This is a genomic window from Corallococcus terminator (assembly GCF_049194865.1).
In the GTDB taxonomy this organism is placed as follows: Bacteria; Myxococcota; Myxococcia; order Myxococcales; family Myxococcaceae; genus Myxococcus; species Myxococcus terminator_A.
In genome coordinates, this window is record NZ_JBLZWL010000126.1 from 18612 (window position 1) to 29893 (window position 11282).

General features: G+C 68.6%; 10 protein-coding genes. 1 reads left to right on the forward strand and 9 read right to left on the reverse strand.

Going from position 1 to position 11282, the window contains the following annotated elements:
- Positions 1-11 precede the first annotated feature (11 nt).
- The 4 genes from ACN469_RS37675 to trpS form a co-directional block, all read right to left on the reverse strand.
- Positions 12-2561, reverse strand: coding sequence for a pseudouridine synthase (locus tag ACN469_RS37675; protein WP_498776205.1), 2550 nt, complete (start codon positions 2559-2561; stop codon positions 12-14).
- Positions 2562-2588: 27 nt separating this feature from the next.
- Positions 2589-3575 carry an SMC-Scp complex subunit ScpB gene (gene scpB / locus ACN469_RS37680; protein WP_498776207.1) on the reverse strand — a complete coding sequence of 329 codons (987 nt, stop codon included), beginning with the start codon at positions 3573-3575 and terminating at the stop codon, positions 2589-2591.
- A complete protein-coding gene (locus tag ACN469_RS37685; protein ID WP_498776209.1) occupies positions 3562-4431 on the reverse strand; it encodes a segregation and condensation protein A in 870 nt (289 codons plus the stop codon). Before ACN469_RS37685 ends, scpB begins: the two co-directional genes overlap by 14 nt.
- Before the next feature lie 162 nt (positions 4432-4593).
- Positions 4594-5637: a tryptophan--tRNA ligase gene (gene trpS / locus ACN469_RS37690; RefSeq protein ID WP_498776210.1), complete on the reverse strand. Its 1044-nt coding sequence runs from the start codon at positions 5635-5637 to the stop codon at positions 4594-4596.
- Positions 5638-5919: 282 nt separating this feature from the next.
- Between trpS and ACN469_RS37695 the strand changes: the two genes are divergently transcribed.
- The gene (locus ACN469_RS37695; RefSeq protein ID WP_498776211.1) at positions 5920-7104 is read left to right on the forward strand and encodes a DUF4388 domain-containing protein; all 1185 of its coding nucleotides are present in this window, start codon (positions 5920-5922) and stop codon (positions 7102-7104) included.
- A gap of 9 nt (positions 7105-7113) precedes the next feature.
- Here ACN469_RS37695 and ACN469_RS37700 read toward each other — a convergent pair whose 3' ends face one another.
- The 5 genes from ACN469_RS37700 to ACN469_RS37720 all read right to left on the reverse strand — a co-directional run bounded on the left by ACN469_RS37700 (position 7114) and on the right by ACN469_RS37720 (position 11189).
- Entirely contained in the window at positions 7114-7728 is a 615-nt protein-coding gene (locus tag ACN469_RS37700; protein ID WP_498776221.1) for a Uma2 family endonuclease, read from the reverse strand.
- A 45-nt stretch (positions 7729-7773) separates the two neighbouring features.
- Positions 7774-8394, reverse strand: coding sequence for a Uma2 family endonuclease (locus ACN469_RS37705; RefSeq protein ID WP_498776213.1), 621 nt, complete (start codon positions 8392-8394; stop codon positions 7774-7776).
- Between the two features lie 138 nt (positions 8395-8532).
- Positions 8533-9462 carry a site-specific tyrosine recombinase XerD gene (xerD, locus tag ACN469_RS37710; protein WP_498776215.1) on the reverse strand — a complete coding sequence of 310 codons (930 nt, stop codon included), beginning with the start codon at positions 9460-9462 and terminating at the stop codon, positions 8533-8535.
- A gap of 107 nt (positions 9463-9569) precedes the next feature.
- Positions 9570-10514 (reverse strand): hypothetical protein, encoded by a 945-nt coding sequence (locus ACN469_RS37715; protein ID WP_498776217.1) that lies wholly within the window; start codon positions 10512-10514, stop codon positions 9570-9572.
- A gap of 63 nt (positions 10515-10577) precedes the next feature.
- Positions 10578-11189, reverse strand: a complete 612-nt coding sequence (locus ACN469_RS37720; protein WP_498776219.1) for an L-threonylcarbamoyladenylate synthase — start codon at positions 11187-11189, stop codon at positions 10578-10580.
- Between the last annotated feature and the right edge of the window lie 93 nt (positions 11190-11282).

The window sequence follows — 11282 nt, forward strand, 5'->3', positions numbered from 1 at the left end:
TGTGGTGTGTGTCAGTGAGACCGACGGGGACCCTTGGACGGTGAGCCTGCCCGCCCCTTGAAACCCTCGGACTTGCGGGCGCCTTCGGGGGCGAGGCCCCGGGAACCGCCACGGACGACCCGCTCACGGGGGGCACCCTTGTCATCGTAGGGCTTCCAGGCGCGCTCCTCCGACCGGCCGCCCGCTCCCCGAGGACCCTTGCCGCCCGGCTTCGCGCCGAAGCTGCGTCCACGAGGGGCGCCGCCTTCCGAGTCACGAGGCTTGCGGTCGGAGCGACCCCGCGGGGGGCCCTTGTCTCCCCCGCTCCACTCGCGGCGAGCAGGACGACCCTCTCCGCCCGAGGCAGGACGGCCCGCCCCACGCGAAGCACCCGCGCCGAAGCGAGGACGGCCCTCACCAGCGCCCGCGCCACGAGACGCGGCACCACCGAAGCGAGGCTTGCCCTCACCGGCACCCGCGCCGCGCGAGGCACCCGCACCGAAGCGAGGACGACCCTCGCCGGAGGACTCACCACGGCCAGCACCCCGCGAAGCAGCGCCCCCGAAGCGAGGCTTGCCCTCACCGGCGCCCGCGCCACGAGACGCGGCACCACCGAAGCGAGGACGGCTCTCACCGTCGGAATCACCACGCGGCGGGCGAGCCGCTCCACGAGCTGCACCCGCGCCGAAGCGAGGACGACTCTCGCCGTCGGAGTCACCACGCGGCGGGCGAGCCGCTCCACGAGCGGCACCCGCGCCGAAGCGAGGACGGCTATCACCGTCAGCATCACCACGACCCGCACCACCGAAGCGAGGCTTGCCCTCACCACCGAAGCGCGGCTTCGAGTCACCGAAGCGAGGCTTGCTCTCTCCACCGAAGCGGGGCTTCGAGTCCCCGAAGCGAGGCTTCGAATCACCACCGAAGCGCGGCTTCGAATCACCACCGAAGCGAGGCTTCGAATCACCACCGAAGCGAGGCTTCGAATCACCACCGAAGCGCGGCTTCGAGTCGCCGAAACGAGGCTTCGAATCACCACCGAAGCGCGGCTTCGAGTCGCCGAAACGAGGCTTCGAATCACCACCGAAACGCGGCTTCGAGTCGCCGAAGCGAGGCTTCGAATCGCCACCGAAGCGCGGCTTCGAGTCGCCGAAGCGGCCCTTGCCCTCACCACCGAAGCGGGGCTTCGAGTCGCCGAAGCGGCCCTTGCTCTCACCACCGAAGCGCGGCTTCGAATCACCGCCCACGCCAGCGCTCCGACGAGGACGCGGGCTGTCCTCACCACCCGCGCTCCACTCCTTGCGCGCGGGACGACCCTCACCCGCCTCAGCGCTCCGACGAGGGCGAGGACTGTCCTCACCACCCGCGCTCCACTCCTTGCGCGCGGGACGACCCTCGCCGCCCGCAGCCGAACGACCGAAGCGCGAAGCGCCCCCGGCCGCCGGTGCACGACGCGGCGGACCGCGACCCGCGTCACCCTCGGCGCGAGGCCCACGCGAGCGCGGCGAATCCGCGCCACCCGCGCCCCACTCCTTGCGCGCCGGCCGACCCGCGCCACGCGCCGGACGATCCTCGTCGCCACCCGTGCGTCGCGCGCCACGACCCTCGGCGGCGGCGCCACGCGGACGCCCGAAGCGAGCCAGCCCGGAGCCACCATCCACCACGGGCTTCCACGCGCTCCCCGCCGAGCCACCGGCACGCGCCGGAGCCTTGCGAGCCGCACGCTCACCCGCCGCCTTCCGAGGCGCGGGAGCGTCATCATCCATCGACAGCTCGGCCTCGTCCGACTCATCGAAGCCCGGCGCCGCGCGCCCATGACGACGAGGCGGCAGCCGCAGCTCCGCCGCCGGAGGCGTCGTGCGCCCCTCGGCCACGTCGTTCAGCAGCTCGACCTCGGCCTTCTTCAGCGGACGCAGCTCACCCGGCCGCAGTCCCTCCACGCCCACACCCGCGTAGGCCGGCCGGAACAGGCGCACCACCGGGTGCCCCACCGCGGCGCAGAGCCGCTTGATGAGGTGCGGACGGCCCTCCGCCACGACAATCTTCAACCACGTGTTCTTCTCGGCGGACTCGAACACGCCCACCGACACCGGCGTGGCCATGCCGTCTTCCAGGCGCACGCCACCGCGCAGCTTGTCGAGCGTCAAGATGTCGGGCTCGCCCTTCACCTTCGCCAGATACGTGCGAGGCACCTGGAAGCTCGGGTGCGTCAGCTTGTGCGCCAGCGCGCCATCGTCCGTGAAGAGCAGCGCTCCCTCGGCGTCGTAGTCCAGGCGTCCCACCGGGAACAGGCGCTTGCCCGTCTCCTCCAGGTAGTTGGCCACCGTCGGGCGACCCTGGGGATCCGACAGGGTCGTCACCACACCCACGGGCTTGTAGAGCAGGAAGTAAGAGGATTCATCAGGGGGGGTGACGAGCTTTCCGTCCACCGAGACCAGGTCCGTGCCCGGCTCCACTCGGCTCCCCAGCTCCGTCACCGTCGTGTTGTTCACGGCCACTCGGCCCGCGGTGATCAGCTCTTCTGCGTGCCGGCGCGAAGCAACTCCCGCGCGGGCCAGGTACTTCTGTAGTCGTTCTGCCGACATTACTTCCCCTTCTTCCATTGCTGCCCGTCACTCGGGCTTCGGCCCCTCGGTGCCCGTCTCGGGCTTCGGGGGCGTGTCCAGGACGCTGGAGCTGGCCTTCTGTGTCCGCTCAGCCGCCTCGATGGCGTGTTCCAGGTCCTCAAGCGCCGCCTCACTGGCCGCCGCGTTCTTCTCCATCCGCTTCGTGAATCCCGGGTCCGATAGCGCTTCCACCGTTCCCGCTGCCGCCGGCGCCGGTCGTACTTCTTTCTCCACGATTTCGCGATGCTCCTGCGTGAGTTCGTGGAATTCCCGCAGCGTGGGCAGCGCTGACAGGTCCTTCAAGGCGAAGAACTCCAGGAATTCGCGAGTAGTCCCATAGAGGATGGGGCGCCCCACCTCTTCGCGTTTGCCCAGGATTTTCACCAGCTTGCGATCGATCAACGCCTTGAGGACGGCGCCGCAATCCACCCCGCGGATATCCTCCAGCTCCGGCCGGGTGACTGGCTGCCGGTAGGCGATGATGGCCAGGGTCTCCACCGCTGCCCGGGTGAGTCGCTGGGGCTTCACCCGCAGGTAGCGCCGGACGTACTCGCCCGAGTGGGGGTCCGTGCGGAACTGCCAGCCCCCCGCCACCTCATACAGGACGATGCCGCTGATGCCGTCCCGGTGGACGCCGGAGATCTGGTTGAGGGCCTCGGCGATGAGCTCCCGCTCGATGCCGGTGGCCTGCCACAGCTCGTCCACGGACAGGGGCCGCTCCGCGACGAAGAGCACGCTCTCCACGACGGTGCGGATGCGGTCCGTGGACAGCTTGCGGCTCTTGGAGACGAGCTTCTCGAAGGACGACTCCAGGTCCGGCGTGACGCCGTCCTGGTCCTCCTCGATGGCCGCGGCTTCCACTTCGTCCAGCTCGTCCGCCAGCCCGGGCCCGGTGACAGCGGCCAGCTCTTCCTCGGAGAACGGACTGGGACCTCCGGACGCGACTGGGACCTCCTCGTCCGAGTCTCGGGGGCCTTTCCTACCGGTAGTCACTCTCGTCGACCTCCGTGGGGATCAAGCGCTCCAGGGCGTCCCCGTTGGGCAACAACAGGATGGGGCCGAGCGGCTCGTCCTGTACCACACGGATGAGCCGGCGTTTCACCATCTCCAGGATGGCCAGGAAGGTGATGACGATTTCCTGGCGCGTCGGCGTCGTTTCCTCGGTGAACAGGCTCTCGAAGAGGACCTGTCCGTGGGGATGCAGGCGCCGGGCGATGCCGAGGATGGCCTCGGAGAGCGTCACCCGCTCGCGCACCACCTCGTGCTGCACCTTGGGCTGCAGGCGCTCCAGCACCCGGTCCAACGCCTCGATGAGCTTGAGGACGCTGAACTCCTGGAGGCCGACCTCCTCCTCCGGGATGGGCACCGCCTCCACCGGCACGCTGCGCGCGAAGACGTCGCGGCCGAGGATGTCCTGCATGGCCATGTGCTCGGCGGCGTCCTTGTACTTCTGGTACTCGAGCAGCCGCCGCACCAGCTCCGCGCGCGGGTCCTCCGGCTCCTCCACCGCGGCCAGGGCCTCGCCGCCCTCGGGCACGGCCACCGCGTCCTGACGCGGCAGCAGCATGCGGCTCTTCAAGTGGGCCAACGTGGACGCCATCACCAGGAACTCCCCGGCGATGTCCAGGTTGATCTCCCGCATCCGCTCCAGGTGCTGCAGGTACTTCTCGGTGATGAGCGCCAGCGGGATGTCGAAGATGTCGACCCGATGCTCCTTGATGAGATGGAGCAACAGGTCCAGCGGCCCTTCGAAGTTGGGCAGCGCGACGCGGAAGGCGTCGCCCGGGGTGCGGGGCAATTCGCCGTCGCGGAGGCCCTCGTCGGCCGAAGTGGGACGGCCGTCACTCACCGGCGGAACCTGGCTGTCCTTCTGGTTTTCGGTGGCGGCTCGTCATCACGCAAGGGCTCAAATCCGCCGGCCTCGAGCGCGAGCCGGGGGACACACCTCCTTAACAGTGGCTTTTAGGTGGGTCAAACAAACGGCGGTAAACACCCGTTCAGGCCCAGGACCTCACGGGATACCCACCGCGCGGCGGACCTTGTCCATCAGCAGAGAGGCTTCCTGACGCGCCCGATTCGCGCCGTCCTGGAGGATGCGCTCCAGCTCGGCCGGGTCGCTCACCAGCTCGGCGTACCGCCGACGGGCCGGGCCAAAGGTCGTCAGGTAGGCCTCCAGGAGCCGCTTCTTGTAGTCCCCGTAGCCCTTCCCTCCCGCCCTCCAGGAAGCGTCCACCTCGGCGAACTCGGACTCCGGCAGCATCAGCTTGAGCAGGTCGTAGAGGGGCACTTCGCTGACGACGTCCGCCGGACGCTCCGCGCCGGGCACCGGCTTGGGCGCCTCCACGGGAGTCGAGTCCGTCTTGATGGACATGATGCGCTTCTTGATGTCCTTCTCTTCCCCGAACAGCTCGATGGTGTTGCCGTACGACTTGGACATCTTCTTGCCGTCGATACCGGGCACCGTCTGGGTGGACTCCTGGATACGGGCCGTGGGCAGCTTGAGGATGCCGGGCGTGTGTCCGCGCTCCTTGCCCTCCGGGTCCGCCGGGTCATAGCCCTTCACGTACTCGGTGTTGAACTTCACGGCCCAGTCGCGCGCGAACTCGACGTGCTGAATCTGATCCTTGCCCACGGGGACGGCGTCCGCGCTGTAGAGCAGGATGTCCGCCGCCATCAGCACCGGGTAGGCGAAGAGGCCGAAGTCCGGGGAGATGCCCTTGGCGACCTTGTCCTTGTAGCTGTGGGCCCGCTCCAGGTGCGCGTGCGGCACCACGGTGCCGAGAATCCAGTTGAGCTCCAGCACCTCGCGCACGTCGCTCTGGCGGAAGAGCACGGCCTTCTTCGGGTCCAGCCCGAGCGCCAGGTACGAGACGGCGGCATCGCGCGTGAGCTCCAGCGCGAGCTTCGGATCCCTCACCGTGGTGAGCGCGTGCAGGTTGGCGATGAAGTAGTACGCCTCGCCCTCGTCCTGCATCTGCACGAACTGGCGGATGGCGCCGTAGTAGTTGCCGATGTGCAGCTTTCCGGAGGACTGCACGCCTGAGAGGGTCCGCATGTCTGGGTTCCGAATCGCGAGTCAAAAAGGTCAGATTCCCATTTCGAATCTGAAATCAGGTGAGCGCGGGTGGTCGCATACCCGCCGCGCACCTGCAACCTTCCGTTCAGGAGGGCTGGCGTCCGTTGCCTGTTGAATGCCCGCCGCGTCCCTGCCTGAAAAATTTCGACCCGCACATAAATCCCGAGGGATTCCAGGCACTTGCGGTTGAGCGGCGGTGGGTGGAGCGGTACCCTGATCGCCTCACCTGCGAGCAGCCGCACTTCGGGAGGACGAACCGGCATGGAGTCATTCAAGGGAAGTCTCGCCAGCTATCGCCTGCAGATGGTGATGCCGCCGCTGTTCTCGGGTGCCGGAGTGGAGGGCACGCTGAGGGTGGAGCGCGGCGCCATCCGACGCTGTTTCCAGGTGAAGGACGGCTTCCTGGTGGGCGAGAGCTCGAATGACCCACGGGAGCACCTGGCCCAGGTGCTGGTGAACCTGCGCATCCTGGACGCGCCCCGGGCCGCGGCGGCCTTCGAGGCGGCGGAGGGCGCGAGCACTCCGTACGGCACCTTCCTGGTTCAGCGCTGCTTCGTGGAGCTGCCCCGGCTCATCGAGGCAATGGAGCACAAGGCGCGCGAGGCCCTCTTCGACTGCTACGGCTGGGAGTCGGGAGAGGTGGAGTTCACCCCGAAGCTGCCCCCCGCCTCCCGCGCGGTGGGACTGAAGCTCTCGTTGAATGGCCTGCACCGGGACGCGGTGACGCGGCTGCGAGAGTGGACGATGTTCCGTGACGTCTTCCCGCACCTGGACGCCACGTTCAGGGTGTTCCGCGAGTTCGCCGTGGAGACGTTCTCCGAGGAGGAGGACAAGCTGCTGGAGCTGGCGGCGGGCGGCGCCACCCTGAGCGAGATGCTGGCCACGGCGAAGGAGGCCCCGCTGTTCGCGGCGCGGTGGATTCTCCACCTGTACCGTCGCGGCGCGCTGTCGCCCCGGATGGCCAAGGGCCCGAAGGTGGGCGAGGCCGCGGAGCTGGCGGACCTGTTGACGCTGGTGAAGCGCTTCCTGGAGACGGGGAAGTACGACCACGCGGTGGCGCTGGCCGCGCAGATCCTGGAGCGAGGCCCCGTGCCCGAGGCCCATGCGCTGTATCGCGAGGCCGAGGTGCGCCTGACGCTGGCCCTGAGCGACGAGCTGTTCGCGCTCGACGGCCGGCTCGTGTTCGAGCCCATTCCCCGCCCCACCCCGTCGCAGCTCACGGCGGATGACCTGTATCTGTACTCGAAGCTGCGCGGCAGCCGGAGCATCCGGCAGGCCCTGCGCACCGCGGCCATGGGTGAGCTGGCGGCGTCGCGCTCGGTGCACCGGCTGATGGCCAGTGGGTTGATTCATGTCGCGCCCCTGCCCGAAGCCGAGTCGGCCGCCGAAGCCCGGCGCGCGAGCACGGACCCGTTTGGAATCCCCGTCGTCAACGTGGCGCCCTGAGCCAGCCGCTCAACGCGAGGACGGAGTGTGCTCGCCGCGCTCCGCTTCACGCCGGGGCAACCAGAGCAGGTCGAGCGCCAGGACCACGGCTTCGAACGGCTCCACGCGCGCGATGACGTCCCCTTCATGGCGCGCTGCCGGCTCCCATCCCCCGGAGCCCTGGCGATACACCTCCAGCGAGCGCCGCGCGGGGTCGATGAGCCACACATGCCGCACGCCTTCACGGTGATAGACCGGAAGCTTGCGGAGCCGGTCTTTTGTCTCTGTTGAGGGAGACAGCACCTCACAGACCCAATCCGGAGCCTGCGTCAGCCAGGGCGCATCATGCGGTGGCTCCGGAACACGCTCCCGACGCCAGCCCGCCAGATCCGGGACGAGGACATCTCGCCCGAAGTGCAGCTCCGGCTCATCCAGGAACCACCAGCCACCCGGTCCACCCGGCCCCAACTCGAAGGGCATCCCCAGCAGGCTCCCGAGTCGCGAGGCCACGTGCAGATGCCTCACCGCCGGACGAGGCGACGCATACAGCAAGTCCTCGACAATCTCCCCCACCCATCCCACCGGAAGCGCTTCGATGTCCTCGTACGTCGCCGGTTTCCTGCCCTTGCCCTGACCCACGCCCACCTCCGTCAATGAGACCTCAGAGGTCCCCTCCGCGACACCACATCCTCAAGGGAGAATGACAGCGTCCCCCTTGTGTCCCTTCCCTGCACGCCGTGGCAACCAGAGCAACCCCAGGTCGAGCGGCACCGCCTCGAAGGGCTCCTCGCGAATCACGACGGGCCCCTCATGAAGGCCCACACGCTCCCAGCCTCGACTCACGCTCCGATAGCTTTCGAGGGAGCACCGCAACGGGTCGATGAGCCACGCATGTCGCACGTCGCTGCGGTGGTACAGCGGCAGCTTGCGAACGCGGTCCGTGCTTCGTGTCGAAGGAGACAGCACCTCGCAAACCCAGTCGGGAGCCAGCGAGAGCCACGGAGTCTCCGGCTCCGGCGGCTCCGGAACCCGCTCGCGTCGCCAGCCCGCGATGTCCGGGACCACGACGTTCGCCCCAAAATGAAGCTCCGGCTCGTCCAAGAACCACCATCCCCCGGGCCCCCCTCGGGCCCAATCGAAGGGCGGAATGATCAACGCCCCGAGTCGTGAGGCCACGTGCAAATGGCCCATCGCCGGGCGCGGCGACGCATACAGCAACCCTTCGACAATCTCCCCCACCCAACCGACCGGAAGCGCTTCGATATCCTCGTACGTCGCCGGCTTCTTGTCCTTGTTCCGCCCCACGCCCACCTCCGCCGATGGAACCTCAGAGGTCCCATCCGTAACACCCAACTCTCAAGGGTGTCTACTCAGTACGTAGGCAGTCTAGTGCCCGGTCTGACATGTCGGGTCCACCCACCCACCCGCCACGCCCCGGAACACCTGGATTTACGACGCCGTCTTCCGCTTCTTCGGCTTGGGGACGAACACGTCGCTGCGCGGATGGAACTCGTCGTAGACGGAGCGCAGGCGGGCGCTGTTAACGTGGGTGTAGATCTGCGTCGTGGCCAGATCCGCGTGCCCCAACATCTGCTGCACGGCCCTCAAGTCCGCCCCACGCTCCACCAGATGCGTGGCGAAGGAGTGCCGCAGCTTGTGGGGAGAAATGGGCTTGAGGATGCCGGCCTTCAGCGCATACCGCTTGAGCAGCTTCCAGAACCCCTGCCGCGTGAAGCCCGAACCCCGGGGCGTCACGAACAGGGCCCGCGACGCGCGCCGACCGAGCATCGCCGGGCGGGAGTTGCCCAGGTACTCCTGCACCTTCTCCACCGCCATGCGCCCCAGCGGCACCACGCGCTCCTTGGCGCCCTTGCCCTTCGCCACCAGGTAGCCCGCGCTCAACTGCACGTCGTTGACGCCCAGCCCACACAGCTCGCTGACGCGCAGGCCCGTGGCGTACAACACCTCCAACATCGCCTTGTCGCGCAGCCCCGCCGACGTCCGCTCATCCGGCGCCGCCAGGAGCTGCTCCACCTCTTCCAGCGTCAGGAACGACGGCAGCCTCTTCGCCGAGCGCGGCGTGTCCACGTCCTCCGTCGGGTCCTTGTCCGCCAACCGCTCGGCGACCAGGAAGCGATGGAAGCTCCGAAGCGCGGCCAGGTGCCTCGCCTGACTGCGCTTGCCCAGCCCGCCCTTGGACAGCGACGACAGGTGCGCCGTCACATCCTCCTGCCGGACCCGCGTCGCATCCTGCACACCCCGCGCGCGCAGGTCCTCGAAGTAGGCGGTGAGGTCCGAGGCATAGGCGTCCACCGTCTTGCCGGACAGCCCACGCTCCGCGCGGATGAAGGCGATGAACGCGTCGAGCAACCCTTCCATGCCCCCAGGCTAGCGGAGCCCCGCGCCGAGGCAATCTGTCGACCCGCGCTCCATGACACCCAGGCCCCTGGCCAGCCGATACTCGCGGCCTCCAGGGGCCCCCGGACTCAGGGACGCGGCCTGCCCGCGCCCTCCGTGGAGGCCTGCTCCAGCGCCTGCACCACCCACGGCCAGCCCACCAGGATGTTCCCCGGCGAGCGCAGGCAGGCATCCGCCACCGCGAGCACCTCCGCGGGCCGCGACCGCACCGCCAGCGCCAGGTGCCTGCCCAGGAACGGGTGCGGCAGATAGCTCAGGTTGTGGTGGCGCACAGGCACCCACTGCAACGTCGGACGCCCCGTCCACCGCTCAACGGCATAAGCCATCGCCGAGGCCAGCACCTCCAACGCATAGAGCGGCAACCGGAACGCGCTGACCAGGAAGGCCACCAGCGCCGCCGCCGCCACCGCGCCCGCGAAGGACACATTGGCCTGACGGCTCCACACCAACATGGGCACCAGGCTGGTGATGATGCCCGCCGTCTGCACCCGCCACACGGACGGGCCTCGTCCGCCGGAGATGCTCGCGATGCTCCCCACCGACAGCCCGGACACCATGCCCAGACACACCCCCACCGCGACTCCCGCCCAGCCCCCGAGCACCGGCCCGAAGGCTCCGGCCGCCGTGGCGTGCAGCCCCACCAGCATGGACAGACTGGCCAGCGAGCCCAGCATCACCCCGGCCGCGAGCCCCGACACCTGGGCGAGCGCGAGCCCCACGGCCGAACAACACAACGCGGACACCGCCCAGCCGCCGCGAAGTGGGATGCCGGCACAGTAGAGCCCCAGCCCCATCAGCCCCGTCACCAGGGGCGAGCCCACCACCAGCAAGAGCAACATCCGCCGGACATAGAGCCCCGCGGCGCGTCCACCCTCACCCTGCTCCCTCCACAACTGACCGATGCGCCCCCCAGGCGCGAGGATTCCCGCCGCCCGGAGCCTGTAGTGCAGGTCCACCGGGCGAAACAACAGCAGCAATAGCAACCTCAAAGGCGAAGGGACGTGCTGTGGCATGTCCGTTCGCGCTGGCTCCGCGGCCCCTGATTCCACGGTGGCCCCCCTCTTCTTGTTCGAGTTTCAGTCCTCCAGCCTACCCTTGCCCTGCCGGAGGATTTCAAGCGTATCGCCGATGAGTGAAACCACTGTCGACGGTTCGTTCAACGTCACACCCCCGTCAAGGATGAGCTCCAGCCCATGGCCGAACTCCTCCTTTATCTCCCGTGCGTCCGTGAGCGGCTCACCCTGGGTGTTGCTCACCGACGTCGTCACGAGAGGACGCCCCAGCGCGCGAGCCAGCTCGCGGGCCAGGGGGGCATCCGGGACCCGGATACCCACCTGCTTCTGCCGGGACATCATCAAATCAGGCACCAGGCGCGTCGCCTCGAGGATGAAGGTAAACGCACCAGGGGTGAGACCCTTCATTGTTCGATACGCGAAATTGCTGACGTGGGCGTAGCGAGCGACGTCCGACAGGTCCGGGCACAGGAAGGACAGGGGCTTCTTCTTGTCGCGGCCCTTGAGCTGGTAGAGCCGCTCAATCGCCCGCTTCGAGCCCAGATCGCACCCCATGCCGTAGTACGTGTCCGTCGGATAGGCGATGAGCCCGCCGCGCTCGAGCACCTCCACGGCGCGCTGGATGTGGCGCGGTGAGGGGTGCTCCATGTCCACCTCGAGGATGGGTGCGGCCATGATTCTTTCGTGCCTCCTGCGCGGGCCATCAGCCTACGCGGTTCCCGGCGCCTCGTCCGTCCTGACTTCGCCACTGGCCGTCAGTGCACGTCG